Source organism: Mycolicibacterium smegmatis, assembly GCF_001457595.1.
Classification (GTDB): domain Bacteria; phylum Actinomycetota; class Actinomycetes; order Mycobacteriales; family Mycobacteriaceae; genus Mycobacterium; species Mycobacterium smegmatis.
Genome location: NZ_LN831039.1, coordinates 2,307,149 through 2,325,128, shown reverse-complemented (window position 1 = coordinate 2,325,128; position 17,980 = coordinate 2,307,149). Strand labels below are relative to the sequence as shown.

Sequence of the window (17,980 nt, the reverse complement as noted above, 5' to 3'; positions counted from 1 at the left end):
GGCGCGACGAATCGTCGCAGATCCGACCGATCGAGGCTCAGCCCTCGCGCAGCAGCGCCACGTCGGACACCATGCGGATGTGCTCGGCCATGGCCTGTGCCGCGGCCTGCGAATCCTGCTTGCGGATCGCGTCGGCGATACGCCGATGGCCTTCCAGCGACGCGCGCGGCCGGTTCTCCTGCGACAGCGACTCGATCCGCGTTTCCCGGATCAACCCCGCGATCTCGTGCATGAGCTTGGCCAGCAACGACGAATGCGCCGCGGATGTGATTGCCTCGTGGAACATTTCGTCGCCCATGACGCCGCGTTCGCCGGCTTCGACTTCCTTTTCCATCGTCGCGATGGCCGCGTCGATCGCCGCCATCTCGGCGTCGGTGCGCCGCGCCGCCGCGAGTTCGGCGAGCTTGACCTCGAGTGCCTCGCGGGCCTCGATGATGTCGGGGATACGGTCGGCGTGCTCACGCAGGGCCCGGATGGAGCCCTCCTCGGTGGGCCTGCGGATGAGGATCGCGCCGTCGCCGTGCCGTACCGACAGCACGCCCTGCACCTCGAGGGCCACGAGCGCCTGGCTGAGCGACGCACGGCTCACCCCCAGCTTGGCCGCCAGGTCACGCTCGGCGGGCAGCCGATCCCCCGGCTCCATCTCATTGCTGTAGATGTATGCGCACAACTGCTCGACGATGACCTCGTAGAGCCGCGGACGCGTTACTGGTCTCAGTTGCTCAGCCACTAGCTCACCCACTCTCTGAACCAAACAATACCCGCCGACCAGTGACAGGATGAGTAGGACGGCTCACACCCGCCTATTGACAGTGATTCGTCCCACTGGTGTACTGGCTAGGCCAGTGCTCCACTGGTTCACCGCTCGCACGACGTTCGGAGTTCCCGATGCCGCTCGAACTGATCCCGATTCTTGCCCTCATCGCGATGTTCGCAGCGGCGACGCTGCTCCCCATCAACATGGGCACGCTGGGCTTCGTCGCCGCCTTCCTCGTCGGCACGATCGCCGTCGGTATGGATACCGACGACATCATCGCCGGGTTTCCCAGCGATTTGTTCCTGACGCTGGTCGGCGTCACCTATCTGTTTGCCATAGCGCAGAACAACGGCACCGTGGACCTCATGGTCCGCGGCGCGTTACGCCTGGTCAGAGGCCGTGTGGCCTTCATACCGTGGGTGATGTTCGGCATCACCGCGGTGCTGACCGCACTGGGCGCCCTCGGACCCGCCGCGGTCGCCATCATCGCGCCGATCGCGCTGACCTTCGCCCGCAAATACCGCATCAACGCCCTGCTGATGGGCATGATGGTCATCCACGGCGCCCAGGCCGGCGGGTTCTCCCCCATCAGCATCTACGGCGTCACCGTCAACAACATCGTCGCCAAGGCCGGCCTACTCAACAGCCCGCTGGCGCTGTTCCTCGGCAGCTTCTTCTTCAACGCCGCCATCGGCGTTCTGCTGTTCATCTTCCTGGGCGGCCGCAAACTGCTCGGGCAGACCACCGCGAGCTTCGAAGGTGACGGCGCGATCGAGGCCGACGGCACCGGAGGCCCGGGAGGCTCCACGGGCGGTGGTGGCTCCGCACCGTCGGGCGGGGGCAGCCCGGTTTTCTCCGGCCACGGCACGCAGGCCTCGGCGGCCACGCTGACCGCACCGCCGAACACGCCAACCAGCCCCCTGCCCCGACGCGCGGCATCCTTCGACCAGATCCTCACGCTCATCGGCCTCGGCGCGCTCGGGCTGTTCTCGCTGATCCTCGACCTCGACGTCGGCTTCGTCGCGATGACCGTGGCCGCGGTGCTGGCCCTCGCCTCGCCCAAGGCCCAAAAGGGCGCGGTGTCGCAGATCAGCTGGTCCACGGTGCTGCTGATCGGCGGCGTGCTCACCTTCGTGGGCGTCCTGCAGGAGGCCGGCACGGTCGAATGGGTCGGCAACGGCGTTGCGAAGCTCGGCATGCCGCTTCTGGTGGCGCTGCTGCTGTGCTACCTCGGCGGGATCGTCTCGGCGTTCGCATCCTCGACCGCGATCCTGGGAGCCACCATCCCCCTTGCGGTTCCGCTGCTGCTGGCCGGTGACATCGGACCGATCGGGGTGGTCGTCGCACTCGCGATCGCCTCGACCATCGTCGACGTCAGCCCGTTCTCGACCAACGGCGCGCTGGTGCTCGCGAACGCCCAGGGGGTCGACCGCGACGTGTTCTACCGGCAGATCCTCAAATACAGCGGCCTGGTGATCGCGATCGGACCGCTCGTGGCCTGGGCGGCGCTGGTCCTGCCCGGCTGGCTGTAACCACCCCATAGGCGAATCGACCCGAGGCGGAATCCCGCCTCGGGCATTCGTCGTATCACGCGCGAGTTGAGGCCAAATTTCCTTGTGGCTCAAGTCACCTCATTTTTCCGGGCCACCCGTTGACTTCAGTGACATCCGGTGTTGTGCTGAAGTGGCTAGTCCACTCAGCCACTAGATCTCCGAGCCAGACCGATTCAGGGAGGCCCCCATGACGGACACCATCCACCCGAGCGACGGACCACAGTTGGCGTTGTCGGCCGGCCCCTTGGCCGACCTCACGGTCGTCGATCTGACCCGCGCACTCGCAGGCCCGCACGCCGCGATGATGCTGGGCGATCTCGGCGCCGACGTCATCAAGGTCGAGAGTCCCGTTGGCGGTGACGACACCCGCGGCTGGGGGCCACCGTTCATCGAACCCACCGGGGCAGAACGGGAATCGACCTACTTCCTGAGCGCCAACCGCAACAAGAAGTCCGTCACGCTCGACCTGAAGAGCCCCTTGGGTCGCGACGCGCTGACCGAACTGCTGCGCCGCGCCGACGTCCTCATGGAGAACTTCCGCCCCGGCGTGCTCGACCGGCTCGGCTTCTCCGAAGAAGTGCTGCAGGAACTCAACCCGCGCCTGATCATCCTGTCGATCAGCGGATTCGGGCACGACGGCCCCGAGGCCGGCCGCGCCGGGTACGACCAGATCGCCCAGGGCGAGGCGGGCCTGATGTCACTGACCGGAGCCAATCCCCATGACCTGCAACGCGTCGGGGTGCCGATCGCCGACCTGCTGGCGGGCATGTACGGCGCCTTCGGTGTCCTGGCGGCCCTCAACGAACGCGCCCGCACAGGACGGGGTCAGGTGGTCCGCGCGTCGCTGCTGGCGGCCGTGGTGGGCGTACACGCCTTCCAGGGCACCAAGTGGACCGTCGCCGGTCAGATCGGCGAGGCGACCGGCAACCATCATCCGTCGATCTGCCCGTACGGCTTGTTCGACACCGCCGACGGTGCCGTACAGATCGCCGTCGGCAGCGAAGGCCTGTGGAAACGCTTCTGTGACGGCTTCCACCTCGACGCCCACGCGCCCGGCATGGCGACCAACCCCGAGCGCGTCGCCAACCAGAAACGCGTCAACGACCTTGTCCAGAACGTGTTCTCGCTGTACTCCACCGACGAACTGCTCGGCATCCTCGACCAGATCGGGGTACCCGCCGGGCGGATCCGGAATCTGCGGGAGGTCTACGAATGGGAGCAGACCCGGTCACAGGGACTGCTCATCGACGTCGACCACGCAACCCTGGGCAAGATCACCCTGCCCGGGCCGCCGCTGCGCTTCTTCGATGTCGCGGGTCCCGAGCGCACGCGACGGGACCACAGTGCCCCGCCCGTGCTGGGCGCCGACAACCACCTGATCGACGAGCTCACGGCAGGACGGCGATGACCGCCGCGCACGAGGTGATCACCACGGTGGTCGACCACGGCTCGTGGACCTCATGGGACTCCCCCGTCACCGATGAGGATCTCGATCCCGTCTATGCGCGGGACCTCGCGCACGCACGCGCTGTCACCGGTCTCGACGAGGCCGTGATCACCGGAGCAGCCTACGTACAAGGTCACCGGATTGCCCTGCTTGCGTGCGACTTCCGCTTCCTCGGCGGATCGATCGGCATCGCCGCGGGCGAGCGGCTCACCGCCGCGATCCGCCGCGCGACCGCGGAGAAACTGCCGCTGCTCGCGCTGCCCACCTCGGGTGGCACCCGCATGCAGGAGGGCGCGGCCGCCTTCCTGCAGATGGTCAAGATCACCGCGGCCGTGGTCGACCACAAGGCCGCGCACCTGCCCTATCTGGTGTACCTGCGCCATCCCACCACAGGTGGCGTGTTCGCCTCGTGGGGATCGTTGGGACACATCACTTTTGCCGAACCGGGCGCGATGATCGGCTTCCTCGGCCCGCGCGTGTACCAGGCGCTCTACGACGCGCCGTTCCCCGAAGGCGTCCAGACCGCCGAGAACCTCGAGGCGTGCGGGCTGATCGACGGGGTGCTGCCGCTCGACCGGTTGCCCGAGGTGGTCGACCGGGCCCTGAGCGTCATGATGCGTGCGCGACGGACCACGCAGGCACCCGCCACCGCGAAAGTGTCGGTGGGCGTCGACGTCCCCGCGTGGCAGTCGGTGTGCGCGTCGCGTCGCGAGGACCGACCCGGTGTGCGCGAACTCCTGCACCACGCGGCCGGTGACGTCCTCGCGCTCAGCGGAACCGGGCAGGGTGAAACCGATCCCGGCCTGCTCCTCGCGCTGGCCCGGTTCGGGCATCTGCCGTGTGTGGTGCTCGGTCAGGACCGTCGCGGGCAGACCCCGCAGACACCGCTCGGACCCGGCGCGCTACGACAGGCGCGCCGCGGCATGCGCCTGGCCGCCGACCTCGACCTGCCCCTGGTGACCGTCATCGACACCGCCGGGGCGGCACTGTCGAAGGAGGCCGAGGAGGGCGGCCTGGCCGGGGAGATCGCCCGGTGTATCGCCGAGATGGTCAGTCTTCCCGTGCCGACGGTGTCGGTGCTGCTCGGTCAGGGCACCGGCGGCGGCGCGCTGGCCCTGGTGCCGGCCGATCGTGTCCTGGCCGCGCAGCACGGTTGGCTGTCCCCTCTTCCGCCCGAGGGTGCCAGCGCCATCCTGCACCGCGACACCGCTCATGCCGCCGAGATGGCCGAACAACAAGGCGTGCGCTCGACAGACCTGTTCGAGCACGGCCTCGTCGACCGCATCATCGCCGAGCATCCCGACGCCGCAAGCGAACCCGAGATGTTCAGCCGCCGGACGGGTGCGGCCATACAGGCGGAGTTGTGGGCGCTCACCGGTGAGGATCCGGCGCGCCGTCTGGCCGAGCGGGCCCGCCGTTTCGACCGGATCGGTCGTCGCCACCACCTGCTCGCTCAGGCGGGTTAGAACCGGCGAGGTACAGGTAGACCGCCGCGGCGTCCAGTTCGGCGAGCCCGGACTCGTTGGCGGCCCGGTACGTCGCGTGCACCTGGGCGGTCACCGGCATCGTCACGTCGGCCTGACCCGCCAACCCGAGGCCCAACTCGAGATCCTTCTGCATGAGGCTGCTGGTGAATGCCGGTGTGAAATCGAGGGATTCCAGCAGTGGCGCCTTGTACTCGATGAAGCGGCTGCTGATCGCCGTGCTGCGCAGGAAGGACAGCAGAGCCTGACGACTCGCCCCATGGGATTCAGCGAGGACACACAACTCCCCCAGCACTTCCAAAGTCGCGGCGACCAGGAGGTTGTGGCAGATCTTCACCAGGCGACTGGTATCGCCCGGGCCCACGTAGATGAGATTGGGCGCGACGACGCGAAGAACGTCTGCGGCATGTTCGAAGGCCTGTCGGTCACCGCTGACTGCCATTGCGAGGCCACCACTTTCGATGACCGGCGGGCCTCCCGCGACGGGCGCCGCCAAGAAGTGCACGCCCGCTCGGTCACACCGCGCCCGCACGCGCGCCGACATGTCGGGCGAGATGGTCGAGCAGTCGACGAGCACCGCACCCGCACGGGCGTTGGCCACGAGCCCGTCATCGCCGAGGTACACCTGCGCCACGTCATCGTCGGTTCCGAGCATGGTGAGAAGCACCGAGCAGTGGCCCATCCGGGCCACTGACTCGGCGACTTCGCAACCTAGATCGGCGAATTCCGCGCACTTGGCCGTCGTCCGGTTGTAGACCGTGAGCGGGGTTGCCGACGCGGCCAGCCGTCTCGCCATCGGACGACCCATGTTCCCGAGACCCAGGAACCCGACCCGGCGCGTGACGGCGTCCCGTGCTACCGGAGCCATGAGGGCCGTGTCGTGATCATCGGTCCCTGAACGACATCCACGTCGACCGAGCGGACACCCTTGTCGGTCGCACCGGCATCGCCGGAACCGCCCCCGGAACAGCCGGCCGACGCAACGGCGAGCATCACGGCGACTGCTCCGGCTCCGGCAACGGCGAGGTGGCGACGCCGGTCCGTGCGCACATCGGTTTCGCCCACGCCTCGTGATCGCGACATCAGCTCGCGCCGGCCCCGTTGGTCGCCGCCACCCCGGAGGCGACACCCCGCCCGATCGGCGCCTTGATCTCGGGGAAATCGAAGCCGTTCCAGTACCTGGTGCCTGCCACGAGAAGCTCATCGGCCGGGAAACGGGTGATCACCCTGGCTCCGGTCGCGGTCACCTCGACCTCCTCCTCGATGCGCGCCGCCGAAGATCCGTCGGCAGTCGGCCAGTAGGTTTCGAGCGCGAACACCATCCCCTCCTTGATCTCGACCGGATGGTCGAAGGAGTGGTAGCGGCTCATCAGCGGCTTCTCCCAGACCGAGAGGCCGACACCGTGGCAGTACTGCAGCCCGAACGCTTCCTCCTCGCTGGCGAAGCCGAATTCCTGTGCGGCCGGGAAGTGCTTGACGATGTCGGAGGTCAGCACACCCGGTTTCACCTCGCTGATGGCCAGGTCGATGTATTCGCGCGCCCGCTTGTACGCGTCACGCTGGGCACGTGTCGCGCCTGCGACGTTCAGCGTGCGGTAGTAGCACGTCCGGTAACCCATGTACGAGTGGACGATGTCGAAGTACGCGGTGTCCATCGGCCGGATCATGCGGTCGCTGAACACATGTGGGTGCGGGCTGCAACGCTCGCCGCTGATGGCGTTGACGGCCTCGACCTCTTCGCTGCCCAGTTCGTAGAGGACCTTGTTGACCAGTGCGACGGTCTCGTTCTCTTTGACGCCCACGCGGAGAAACTTGTAGAGCTCCTCGTAGGCCGCGTCGACGCACGCAGCGGCGTGGTCCAGCAGGGCGATCTCGTCGACGGTCTTGATCGATCGGACATCGAGCATGAGGCCCTGACCGTCGACGATGGTGAGGCCCTCGGCCTCAAGGGCTTTGAGCATGGGAAGTTCGACCACGTCGACGCCGACGGGATCGTTGGCGAGTCCGTGCTCGCGCAGGAGGTCGGCGACCTTCTTCGCGTTGCCGGTCTGCACGCCGACCTCGTCGTCGATCGCGCCGCGCCATGTCGAGAGTCCGGCCCGCCAGCTGTCCTGAGGCAGCCACGGAGCCTGCATCTGGTGCAGCCGGGCGGCCGAACCGATGTCCCACAGGATCGGCGCCTGACCGCGGATCAGAAGGGCCATCCGGAACAGCTTGTCCCTGGCCCAGTTTCCGATGTGGGTGGCCGTCGTGTAGCGGATGTTGTTCATGTCGAAGAGCAGCAGCGCCCCGAGTTCACTGCGCTCGAGGGCGTCGAGGGCTCGGGTGAGCCGCTGGGTGCGAAGGCGATCGAAGTCGATCCGGCGCTCCCAGTCGACCGCCATGGTGGTCCCCGGCGAGCCCACCGGCACGGCGTGGGCCCCCAGTTCGCTCGGCCGCCAGCCCGTGGGCAGGCTGGTATCGGTTGCACTCACATTCTTCTCCTAACGGGTTTGACTTCCGACGTTCGAGGCGGTCTCAGACCGGCGAGTAGGCGCCGACTTCCTGAGGCACTTCGACAACCTGCGGATAGGGCGCGTCGCGCCCGCACAGCGCGGCTGCGGTGTCCACCAGGTGCTGGCTGCTCAGGCCGTAGTGCTCGAAGAGATAACGCGCACTCGCCGCGCGCGCGAAGGTGTCCTGGATACCGACGCGGCGAAGTGGTACCGCCAGGCCCGCCTCGGCCATCACCTCGGCGACCGCGCTGCCGAGTCCTCCGATCACACTGTGGTTTTCCGCGGTGACGACCGCGGCCGAGCGACGCGCCTGGCGAAGGACACCGGCCGTGTCGAGGGGCTTGAGGCACGCGACGTTGACGACGTTGACGCAGATCCCGATGCTGCGAAGAGCGTCGGCCGCGGCGAGCGAGGTCGCGACCATCATGCCCGTCGCCAAGATGGTGAGGTCGACGGGTTCGCGCTCGTCGGCCTCGCCGTCGACCACCACCACGTTGTCGAGGTCCAGGCGATGATCCTCGTCGAACAGGACCGGGATCTCGCCGCGCTTGAGCCGCATGTACACCGGGCCGGGGATCTCGGAGATCGCGGTGACGGCCTGCGGGATCTCACGCGCGTCCGCGACGTCGATCACCGTCATGTTCGGCAGCGCGCGCATCAGGGCGATGTCGTCGGTTGCCTGATGACTGGGTCCGCCCGGCGTCGACAGGCCCGGCATGAGCCCGACGATCTTCACATCGAGGCCGGCATAGGCGATCTGCATTGCGACCTGCTCGTAGGGGCGTCGCGTCGCGAACACGCCGAACGTGTTCACAAAGACCTGATGGCCGGTCCGCGCAAGGCCGGCCGCCACGCCCATGAGGTTCTGTTCGCTCATGGCGCCGTTGAAGAACCTGTCGCCGAGTTGGTCGCGGAACAGGTCGGTCTCGGTTTGACGCGTGAGGTCGGCCCCGAGGCAGACGACGTTCGATTTCCGCCTCGCCAGGTCCACGAGTGCCGAGCCATAGGGCTTCAGCACGGTGGCGTAGGGAGCGCGAAGGGATTGCGCCTTGCTCATGCCCGTGCCTCCTCACGGTCACCCCACGGGGCGGGTTGGACTTTTCGTGCCTCCTGCTCTGCCTCGACCAGGTGCTTGCGTGCTCGTGCGATCTGATCGGGCGAGACCTTGAGGAAGTGGCCGTCGGCCTCGTCGGGAAGGATGTGGTCGAGGCCCGAGAGCGTCCAGGTCTTGGCGACGATGACCGACGGCGCCGACGTCTCTTGCGCCGCGCGCACGGCGGCGCGAAGTTGTCCGACGTCGTGTCCGTCGACGGCGCGCACGTCCCAGCCGAAGGCCGCCCACTTGTCGGTCACCGGCTCGAGGGTGGTGACCGTGTGCGTCGGGCCGTCGACCTGACTGTCGTTGCGGTCGAGCAGGACGATGAGATCGGACAGTCCGTGGTGCGCTGCGAACAGCGCGGCCTCCCAGGTCTGCCCTTCTTCCATCTCGCCGTCGCTGACCACGGCATACGTGAACTTCGAGGCGTCCTGCAACTTCGCGCCGAGCGCCAGCCCCGCGGCGACCGACAGCCCTTGTCCGAGCGATCCGCACGTGACCGAAAGGCCCGGAGTGCGTTCGGTTCCGATGGACTCCAGCCGCGAACCGTCGACGCCGTAGGTCGCGAGCTCTGCCTCGTCGATACGTCCGACCTCAACTCCCGCGGCATAGTGGGCGATCGCGTAATGCCCTGGTGAGACGACGAGTTCGTCATCGGGGGTCAGTGCGCCGACGTACAGCGAAGCGAAAAGCTCGGCTGCCGAGAGTGCTTGGCCCAGGTAGCCGAACCCCTCCCGCGCCACCATGTCGAGTGCACGCCGGCGGATGCGCCAGGCGGCCCGTCGGATGTCGTCATCGCTGAACTGCCGGTCGCCGGCCGCCGGCGTCGCTGCGGGGATGGTGCATGTAGACAATTACTTCCTCCAATTTGGCTAAGCCACCTAGCCGCTTAGCCGCTATTGTGTGTCTGGTACCACACGAATGTCAACTGCCTGAGGAAGATCAACCCCGAACGGGGACAAAGCTTTCGGCCGCATCCGGCGACGAGTGACATGAAAAAGCCGGCCCCCTGAGGTCAGGGAACCGGCTTTCGAAGTGCGCGCTGTTCTCGGCGCGTGGACTCAGCCGTGAAGACGCATGTGCGCTTCGAGAGCCTCCTGGTGGCGCGTCAGCGCCGTGGCCAATTGCGCACGGTCACTTGCCCGCAGCGCAGCGACGATCGGCTCATGCAGGGCGATCTGCGCCGCGAACTCTTTACCTGCCAGCCAGGGCGGCGGCTCGTTCGCGACGATCCAGCTCTGATAGGCCCTCGCGACAACCGCATCGTGGACGCTCTCGAACACGCTGGTCAAGAAGCGGTTCTCCGCGAGACGGATGAACGCGACGTGGAAGTTGGTATCGGCCGCGATCCATTCCGCCGCACTCCCTTTGGCCGCCCGCAGGCGCTCCAGCGCCTCGTCGATGCTGCCGAGGTCAAGCGTGGGCCTTGTCGTGATGCGTTCCATGGCGGCCATCTCCAGCAGATGGCGCATGTCCACGGCCTCGCCGATGCTGTCCGGCTCCAGCTCGATCATCATCTGCAGACCTGTGCCCACCGCGGTGGTGGGTTTGCGCAGGACGAAAGCCCCTGCACCCGGCCGTATCTCGATCAGCCCGGTCACAGCGAGGCTTCGCAGCGCCTGGCTGACCGTGGGGCGCGAACTGCCCACGAGCTCGGCGAGACGCCGCTCGGACGGCAGCCGGGCACCAGGCTCCAGGTCGTTGGCCACGATGTAATCGCGGACCTGGTCGGCGACCCGATCGGCGATGCGCGTGACGGGCTCGAGCTGAAAGCTCTGGCGGTACTGCTCGTCCATTGCCCGGCGAGCAGCCGCATTGCTCTCCGACCTCGATGGCCCGCCACGCGTCATTGACACTCCTCAGTCACCAAAACTCCGACCATGGTAGTTCCGCGGGCAGGAATGTCCGGTGAGCCGACCGCTCAACGGAGCGTGATGAACTTCAGCTCGGTCATCTCCTCCATCGCGTACCGCGGACCCTCCCGCGTGTTTCCCGATTCCTTGACCCCGCCGTAGGGCTGCTGATCAGCGCGGACGGTGGGCACATCGTTGATGTAGACACTTCCGAACTCGAGCTCCTCGATGGCCTGCAGCGCATGCCGAAGATTCGTCGTGAACACGCCGGCGTTGAGACCGAAGACGGAGTCGTTCGCCGCGGCGAGGGCCTCGGTGAACTCGGCGAACGAGTTGATGGTCACCACCGGACCGAACACCTCCTGGCACTGCACCTTGGCGGCCCGGTCGACACCCCTGATGATCGTGGGCGTCACAACAGCTCCGGAACGCTCGCCTCCCACAACTACTTTCGCGCCGCCGGCTTCTGCTTCGGCGATCCACTTCTCCACCCGGATGGCCTCGCCTTCGTTGATGACGGCCGAGACGTCGACGGTCTCGTCGAGTGGATCACCGACCACCAGGTCCCGGGTCGCGGCCGCCATACGCTCGGTGAACGCGTCGACAACGTCTTCGTGGACGAAGATGCGCTGCGTCGACACGCAGGACTGGCCGGCCTGCACGAACGCCCCGAAGACCGCCTGATCGGCCGCTGCTTCCCAGTCGGACTCACGGTCGACGATCAACGGCGCGTTGGACCCGAGCTCCAGGCGGACCTTCTTCTTGGGGGCGGCCTCGGCGATGCCCCAACCCACCTGGGGCGACCCGGTGAACGTCACGTACGCGACATCGGGATGCGTGGCGAGCGCCCCCCCGACCTCGGCTCCTGATCCGCACACGACGTTGAGCCACCCCGCCGGCAGTCCGGCCTCATGGAACACCTCGGCGAGCAGTAGGGCCGACAGCGGTGTCTGGGTCGCGGGTTTGAGGACAACCGGGCATCCCACCGCGAGTGCGGGTGCGACCTTGTGCACCACGAGGTTGAGCGGGAAGTTGAACGGCGCGATCGCCGCCACGACCCCGACGGGGACACGCTTGGTGAAGGTGGTCTTGCCCGCGCCCGGCGCCGTTGCATCGAGCGGCACGCTTTCCGAACCGAGTGTGCGTGCGGCGGCGACCGAGAACTTGATCGTATCGATCGCGCGCAGCACCTCCGCGCGTGCGGTCTTGATGGGTTTGGCGCATTCGAGCGCGATCGCGCGGGCGAAATCCTCGCTGCGCGCGGCGATCGACGCCGCCACCGCCTCAAGGATGGTCAGCCGCCGGTCCAGCGGGAGACCTGTACGTCGCGCATTGTGGGCGGCCTGCACCGCGCGTTCGACGTCGCGGCGCCCTCCGACGGGGATGACGGCCAACTCGCGTCCGTCGAACGGTGCGGTGAGAGTGGTTGTGCCGTTCTCCCCCTCGGCGACCCATTCGCCGTTGATATACATGGCCGTCGGACCGTCGTGCATCGTCTGCGTTCCTTTCATAGAGGTCTTTCACCTGGGCTTATGCGGTGGATTCGTCGAGGAGCGCGAGTTGGTCCAGTGAGTCGGAGGTCGGGAGCACGATGAGTTCGTCGAACCCGGCGTCGGCGAGTCGGCCGCGGGCGTCGGTGAGTTGATCGTGTCCTTTGATGACCTGGCGGGTGAGCCGATCGACACCCTCGGTACCGAGGAACCCGTAGTACTCCTGCATGTGGGTGCGGGCGTGGGTGGCCGCCTGCTTCCCGACTGCCGCGTACGCGAGGGCGACCAATCGTGGTTTTCCGGGCCGATTTGCGCTCGACCAGGCTTCGTGGACCTGCTGGGAGAACTCGATGGTCGATTGCAGCCCGCCCAGCCCGGCCGCCGAGACCCACCCTCCGCCCCACCGGGCAATTCGCCGAAGGGTCGCCGGGCTCTGTCCGCCGAACATCACACAGGGAAGCTCGGGGCTCTTGTCTTCGCCAGTCCCGAAGAGCCGGTCGAGTTGGGCGTCGAACCGCTTTCCACGAGTGGAGAAGTCGACGTCGGAGGCGACGTAGTCGTCGTCGCGCCGACCGACACCCAGACCGACGTCGAAGCGGCGACCGGAGAAGTGGTGCAGGTTGGCGAGCTGTTTTCGGAGCAGCTCCCCATTGCCGCGCAGGGGCGCGACCACGACCGTGGCGAGGAGCCGGACCGTGTGGGTGACGGCAGCCGCCGCGGCGAGGGCCAGGAAAGAGTCAAGGTTCGGGTAATTGAGGCGGTCCACGCAGGACAGGCTGCTGGCTCCACGTTCTTCGGCTTCCCGACACCATCGCGACAGCTCGGGCGCACGGGGCGGACCGATGGTGGTGGGAATCCCGATTCCAAGCCGTACCGGCATCCGCAATCCTCCTTCGGTAAAGCGGCTTAGCCACTTTACCGCTTTCGGATCGCCGGACGCAATGGTGCTCCTGAAGGACCACTCCGGCCACGACGGGAGCCGTCGTCGATCAAGACGGCCGCCGCCGCCCCTTACAACAGGCCGACCTTCTGCAGATCGGTGACGTACTTGACGATGATCGGCGCGGACACCTGCGGAATATCCCGGCTGCCCTCACCCGCACCGATCTTCACCTGACGCACCGCTGCCCGAAACCGATCCGTGGGTGCCTGCGACCCACGGATCGGCTTCTCGGGGTGCTGGTAGTTGTGCAGTAGCGGCAGCAGCGACGCCTGGCGTTGCGCGTCCGGCAGCGCATGCAGCGCCGTGTCGAACCGTTGCAGCCACGCGGCGTAGTCCGGTATGCGCTCGATCGGGTACCCCGCCTCGTCGAGCCAGTCGACGAATTCGTCCAGACCGATACCGTCATCGTGCGGGTTCATCACGTGGTATGTCGAAAATCCGTCGGCCGCAGCGGCTCCCAGGGTCGCGATCGCCTCGGCGATGAACCCGACCGGCAGGCCGTCGTAGTGTGCGCGCTGCCGGTTTCCGTGCGCGTCGAGTTCGTAGAACGAACCGGGCGCGATGCCCGTTGCGACGAGGCTCAGCATCAGCCGCGTGAACATGTCCGGCACGTTGAGCTGGCCCGCCCATGTGGTGTCGGCCAGGATCATGTCGCAGCGGAACACCGCGACCGGCAGCCCACACCGGTCATGGGCCTCCCGCAGCAGCACCTCTCCGGCCCACTTGCTGTTGCCGTATCCGTTCGCGTAGCTGTCGTCGATGGCACGCACCGCGCTGACGGTCCGGATGTCGGCATCCTCGGTGAACATCGACGGTTCGATCTGGTCTCCCACGCCGATGGTCGACACATACGTGTAGGGCTTCGGCTTCGTCGTCAGCGCAAGCCGGATCAGTTCGGCCGTGCCCACGACATTGGGGCCGAACAACTCCTGGTACGGCAACACGTGGTTGACCAGCGCCGCGGGGTCGACGATGACGTCCACCGTGTCGGCAAGTTGTTGCCAGGTACCCGGGTCCAGCCCCAGGTTCGCTTCGCCCTTGTCCCCCGCGATCACCCGCAGGTGCCGGTCGGCCAGATCCAGATAGTGGTGCAGCAGTTCTGGATCGCCGCTGTCGAATGTCCGATCGAGCCGGCGGCGGGCCGACGCGTCGTCCTTGGCCCGTACGAGACAGATCACGGTGCCGCCGACCTCGCTCATCCGCTCGAGCCACTCCAGGGCCAGGTAGCGCCCGAGAAAACCGGTCGCCCCGGTCAGCAGCACCGTGCGCACGTCGGCACTCGGCGCCGACCGCGGCGCGGTCAACGTTTGCGAGTCGAGGAACTTCTCCAGGGTGAGGTCGACCGCGCGCACCTGGGTGGCGTTCCGGCCGTGCACCGACGCGAACGAGGGCCCGGCCGCACCTGACCCGCGTTGCGCTTCGACGTAGTTCGCGATGGACCGCAGATCACTGGCCGGGCTGACGATCACACCCACCGGTACGTCGACGCCGAAGACCTCCCGGAGAAGGTTGCCGAACGTCAACGCCGACAGGGAATCTCCGCCGAGATCGGTGAAGTGCGCGTCGGGTGCCAGGGTGTCGGCCGTCGCCCCGAGCAGCGCACCGGCCGCGCGGCTGACGGTTTCCAGCACCGGCCGCTGCGCGCCGTTGCGACGCAGGGCCGCCAGTTCGTCGGCCTGCTTGTCGGCCAGTTCGGCGTAGAGGGCTTCGAGCCGTTCGGCGTAGTGTGCCTTCAGTTTCGGGCGGGCCAGCTTGCGGATACCGGTGAGCAGGCCGTTCTCGAGGCTGAACGGCGTGGTCTCGACGAGGAAGTCGCGTGGGATCTCGTAGGACTGCAGCCCCGCAGCCCTCGCGATGTCCTGGAAAGACGCACTGATCGCGGGCTTCAATTGATCGATGTTGCCGCCGCTGTGACGCAGCGCGTCCTCGGTGGGGACGACCACGGCCAGCAGGTAGGCGCGTGCACTGTTGCCGTAGATGTAGATCTGGCGCACCAGCGGGCTGTCGCCGAACAGCGGCTCCAGTTTCGACACCGTGACGAACTCGCCTTGGGAGAGCTTCAGCACATTGTTGCGCCGATCCAGGTAGACCAACTGATCGGGCCCGACCTCCGCCACGACGTCTCCGGTGTGGTAAAAGCCGTCGGGGTCGAACACGGCGGCGGTGACCTCCGGTCGCTTGTAATACCCGGGGAACAGGTCCCGGGTCTTGACCAGCAACTCTCCTCGTGGGTGGGGTTGGTCGGTGTGGAAGTATCCGAGATCGGGCACGTCGGCCAGCTTGTAGTCGATCACCGCCGGGCGGCGCACGGTGCCGTCGACGAACACCATGCCGGCCTCGGTCGAGCCGTAGCCCTCGATGAGATGGAGATCGAGGAGCTCTTCGACGAACGCCTTGTTCTCGTCCGAGATCGGGGCCGAGCCCGTCATCGCCAGCAGGTACCGACCCCCGAGCAGATGCTGTGCCAGATCTGTCATCACCTCGGCCGCCAGCTCCTCGAGATCTCCGTGCGCGCCTTGGTCTGCGGATCGGCGCCGCACCTCACTCTGGAAGGTGCCGAAGAGCATGTCCCACACCCGTGGAACGAAGTTCAGCTCGGTGGGCCTGACGAGCGCGAGATCCTCGTACAGCGTCGAAAGGTCGCTGCGCGCGGTGAAATACGCCGTGCCACCGTGTCCCAGCGTTCCGTACAGGATGCCGCGACCCATCACGTGACTCATGGGCATGAAGTTCAGGGTGATCGAGGGCTGGGCGGTCATGCCGCCCCAGTTCCAGCGCGACCTGCGCCAGAAATTCGCCACCAGACGCTCCGGGTACATCGCGCCTTTCGGTGCGCCCGTGCTGCCCGAGGGTGTAGATGAGCAGCCGCAGCGGATCATCCTCGTCGTCAACGTGATACAGCACCTCAGGCGCTGAGCGCCCGCGCTCGATCAGATCAGCCAGGGCCTCGATCGCCACTTGCGCACCCGCGTCGCCGAGCCGCTGGCGCGCGCTCTGCAGCGCTTCGCGTTCCTCGTCCACGGCCGGGTGGTGGTCGAAGACGACAAGTCTGGCGGGTGCGTGCCCGGTGAGCACCAGGTCGACCGCGGTGTGCAGGTCGCCGATGCTCGACGCGAACAGACGTGGTTCGGTTTCGGTGACGATGGGTTGAAGCTGACCGACCGGCGCGCTCGTCTGCAGCGGGACAGCCACCGCGCCGAGATACATCGTCGCCATGTCGATGATGGCGTAATCTGCACTGACAAAGCCCCAATACACACACCCGGTCGCCTGGGCGCACATCGTCGTGCATGGCACGGGCCAGCGCGGTGACACGGGAGGACACCTCGCGGTAGGTGAGGGTGTCGAACCGCGGCAGCAGTTCGACGGAAGTCCGGCCGGTCACCGGATCCTCGACGAGTTCGATCGCGCGCTCCCCGATCGCCGGACGGTCGGCATAGGCATCCATGACGGTCCCGACGACCTGATGCAGTCTCATGTCCGGTTGCTCGACGGCGGCAGTCACCGCGTCGACGGGTCGGGCCTTGGCGAATTGGCCGTCGGTCGCATGAAGTTCCGCGATGCGGCGGGCGAGTCGCTCCTGGCGTGAGTCGGTCGGCATGGTGTCACTGTTCCTTCCGTACACCGCGATAGCTCAAATGGCGTGTGTGCCATTGATTCCACGGTAGGACGGATCGGTGGAACCGCCATGGACCCTTGTGGTGCCCGGGCCGCCGCGACGCGTTCGAACTGGGCTTTTACCGCTGCCCGTCATCCAAAGATGGGGGCTGGCGGTAAGTTCGGGACATGCCGGTCCCGCGATTCTGCGAAGACGCTGAAGATGTTGCTGGGCAACAGCTGTGGGCCTTTTCGGTGTCACCCGGACTGGGCATGCGCGTCGCGCTTGTGGCGGCAGACGATTCCGGCCGCCGCCACGGCCCCCGGGTCGAAACCTTCCGGAACCGGACCGTCGGCCACCAATGCCTTCACGAGTGCCTCCTGGCGGCGGGCCAGTTCATCGTGTTCGGTCATGTCCACACCTCCCGTGCCTGCTTGGTGATCGGGGCAGCACAGGCCGCCGCGGCGATCGCGTCCAGTTCGTCGAACAATTCGGCGGCCGGCGGGAAGCGGCCGTCTCGTTCGAGCATGAACGGCGTGTCGACCCGCTCCCGCAACGCGGTCACGAGGTCCAGGACCTCCGGTGGTGTCCGCGCGGCGTGGGTGTCGTGATAGAAGTCCGCCCCGTCGCGCCCGCCGGCGACGTGGCTGTACGCCACCTGCTCCACGGGAAGTCTGGTGAGTTCGCGCAGTGGATCACGGCCACGGTTGCGTGCGTTGGCGTACACGTTCGCCACATCGAGCACCAACAGCACACCGGTGCGGTCCACCAGTTCGGTGAGGAACTCCGATTCGGTGAGGTCGGATTCCGGCCACTCCACGAACGAGGCGATGTTCTCCACCGCCAGCGGAACGTCCAACTGCGCTCGGGTGCGGTGAATGTTGTCCACCAGCACGTCGATCGCGACCCGGGTCCGCGGCACCGGCAACAGATGGCCGGCCTCGATCCCGCCTGCCCGCACGAATGCGATGTGTTCGCTGACCAGCGGAGAGCGCAGCGCATGCGCGCAGGCCGCGAGTCGTTGTATTCGCTTGGGCTGCACCGGTTCCACACTGCCGAGTGACAGTGCGACCCCGTGCGGAATCACCGGGACACCGCGTCGCACCAGGTCGAGCAGTGCCGTGTCGGGTCGGGCCCGTCGGCGGCGGACCGGGACGGACTCGGCGATCACCTCACAGAATCCCGGCGTCAGATCGGCGATCACACCGGCGATCTCGCGTCGCCAACCGATTCCGACGTCACCCAGAGCGGGTACGGTCCTCAT

General features: G+C 67.1%; 13 protein-coding genes and 1 pseudogene. 3 read left to right on the top strand and 11 right to left on the bottom strand.

Translation table 11 applies throughout. The features are described 5' to 3' along the window. Positions 1–37 precede the first annotated feature (37 nt). Positions 38–730 (bottom strand): FadR/GntR family transcriptional regulator, encoded by a 693-nt coding sequence (locus tag AT701_RS11045; RefSeq protein WP_003893548.1) that lies wholly within the window; start codon positions 728–730, stop codon positions 38–40. 158 nt (positions 731–888) lie between these two features. On the opposite strand from AT701_RS11045, the gene AT701_RS11040 reads away from it, so the two are divergent. The 3 genes from AT701_RS11040 (at position 889) to AT701_RS11030 (ending at position 5,223) form a co-directional block, all read left to right on the top strand. Continuing rightward, positions 889–2,289, top strand: coding sequence for an SLC13 family permease (locus tag AT701_RS11040; protein WP_058125825.1), 1,401 nt, complete (start codon positions 889–891; stop codon positions 2,287–2,289). A gap of 208 nt (positions 2,290–2,497) precedes the next feature. Beyond that, complete coding sequence (locus tag AT701_RS11035; RefSeq protein WP_011728197.1) at positions 2,498–3,718, top strand: CaiB/BaiF CoA transferase family protein; 1,221 nt, start codon at positions 2,498–2,500, stop codon at positions 3,716–3,718. Further along, entirely contained in the window at positions 3,715–5,223 is a 1,509-nt protein-coding gene (locus AT701_RS11030; protein WP_011728196.1) for a carboxyl transferase domain-containing protein, read from the top strand. Before AT701_RS11035 ends, AT701_RS11030 begins: the two co-directional genes overlap by 4 nt. Here AT701_RS11030 and AT701_RS11025 read toward each other — a convergent pair. The 10 genes and pseudogenes from AT701_RS11025 to AT701_RS10975 all read right to left on the bottom strand — a co-directional run bounded on the left by AT701_RS11025 (position 5,129) and on the right by AT701_RS10975 (position 17,980). Next, positions 5,129–6,037 (bottom strand): NAD(P)-dependent oxidoreductase, encoded by a 909-nt coding sequence (locus AT701_RS11025; protein ID WP_235630848.1) that lies wholly within the window; start codon positions 6,035–6,037, stop codon positions 5,129–5,131. The two genes, AT701_RS11030 and AT701_RS11025, sit on opposite strands and share 95 nt — an antisense overlap. 286 nt (positions 6,038–6,323) lie before the next feature. Continuing rightward, positions 6,324–7,715, bottom strand: coding sequence for a M24 family metallopeptidase (locus tag AT701_RS11015; protein ID WP_223495503.1), 1,392 nt, complete (start codon positions 7,713–7,715; stop codon positions 6,324–6,326). Between the two features lie 43 nt (positions 7,716–7,758). Continuing rightward, entirely contained in the window at positions 7,759–8,793 is a 1,035-nt protein-coding gene (locus AT701_RS11010; protein WP_058125822.1) for a transketolase family protein, read from the bottom strand. Then, positions 8,790–9,686: a transketolase gene (locus AT701_RS11005; RefSeq protein ID WP_223495501.1), complete on the bottom strand. Its 897-nt coding sequence runs from the start codon at positions 9,684–9,686 to the stop codon at positions 8,790–8,792. The genes AT701_RS11010 and AT701_RS11005 overlap by 4 nt, the downstream gene beginning before the upstream one ends. A 207-nt stretch (positions 9,687–9,893) precedes the next feature. Continuing rightward, positions 9,894–10,628 (bottom strand): FadR/GntR family transcriptional regulator, encoded by a 735-nt coding sequence (locus tag AT701_RS11000; RefSeq protein WP_058125821.1) that lies wholly within the window; start codon positions 10,626–10,628, stop codon positions 9,894–9,896. Between the two features lie 125 nt (positions 10,629–10,753). Then, the gene (locus AT701_RS10995) at positions 10,754–12,178 is read right to left on the bottom strand and encodes an aldehyde dehydrogenase family protein (protein WP_223495499.1); all 1,425 of its coding nucleotides are present in this window, start codon (positions 12,176–12,178) and stop codon (positions 10,754–10,756) included. 37 nt (positions 12,179–12,215) lie between these two features. Beyond that, complete coding sequence (locus tag AT701_RS10990; RefSeq protein WP_003893538.1) at positions 12,216–13,055, bottom strand: LLM class flavin-dependent oxidoreductase; 840 nt, start codon at positions 13,053–13,055, stop codon at positions 12,216–12,218. Between the two features lie 131 nt (positions 13,056–13,186). Then, positions 13,187–16,719, bottom strand: a pseudogene (car, locus tag AT701_RS10985) (carboxylic acid reductase). A gap of 254 nt (positions 16,720–16,973) precedes the next feature. Beyond that, positions 16,974–17,129 carry an SCO6045 C-terminal-like domain-containing protein gene (locus AT701_RS35245; RefSeq protein ID WP_003893533.1) on the bottom strand — a complete coding sequence of 52 codons (156 nt, stop codon included), beginning with the start codon at positions 17,127–17,129 and terminating at the stop codon, positions 16,974–16,976. Continuing rightward, a complete protein-coding gene (locus AT701_RS10975) occupies positions 17,126–17,980 on the bottom strand; it encodes an MbnB/TglH/ChrH family RiPP precursor modification enzyme (protein WP_003893532.1) in 855 nt (284 codons plus the stop codon). The genes AT701_RS35245 and AT701_RS10975 overlap by 4 nt, the downstream gene beginning before the upstream one ends.

Excerpts from the sequence above, each read along its gene's own strand:
- AT701_RS11000 (WP_058125821.1), bottom strand. The coding sequence starts at position 10,628 with ATGGACGAGCAGTACCGCCAGAGCTTTCAGCTCGAGCCCGTCACGCGC.
- AT701_RS10995 (WP_223495499.1), bottom strand. The coding sequence starts at position 12,178 with ATGCACGACGGTCCGACGGCCATGTATATCAACGGCGAATGGGTCGCC.
- AT701_RS10975 (WP_003893532.1), bottom strand. The coding sequence starts at position 17,980 with ATGAGGACCGTACCCGCTCTGGGTGACGTCGGAATCGGTTGGCGACGC.
- AT701_RS11010 (WP_058125822.1), bottom strand. The coding sequence starts at position 8,793 with ATGAGCAAGGCGCAATCCCTTCGCGCTCCCTACGCCACCGTGCTGAAG.
- AT701_RS11025 (WP_235630848.1), bottom strand. The coding sequence starts at position 6,037 with ATGGCGAGACGGCTGGCCGCGTCGGCAACCCCGCTCACGGTCTACAAC.
- AT701_RS35245 (WP_003893533.1), bottom strand. The coding sequence starts at position 17,129 with ATGACCGAACACGATGAACTGGCCCGCCGCCAGGAGGCACTCGTGAAG.
- AT701_RS10990 (WP_003893538.1), bottom strand. The coding sequence starts at position 13,055 with ATGCCGGTACGGCTTGGAATCGGGATTCCCACCACCATCGGTCCGCCC.
- AT701_RS11040 (WP_058125825.1), top strand. The coding sequence starts at position 889 with ATGCCGCTCGAACTGATCCCGATTCTTGCCCTCATCGCGATGTTCGCA.
- AT701_RS11035 (WP_011728197.1), top strand. The coding sequence starts at position 2,498 with ATGACGGACACCATCCACCCGAGCGACGGACCACAGTTGGCGTTGTCG.
- AT701_RS11030 (WP_011728196.1), top strand. The coding sequence starts at position 3,715 with ATGACCGCCGCGCACGAGGTGATCACCACGGTGGTCGACCACGGCTCG.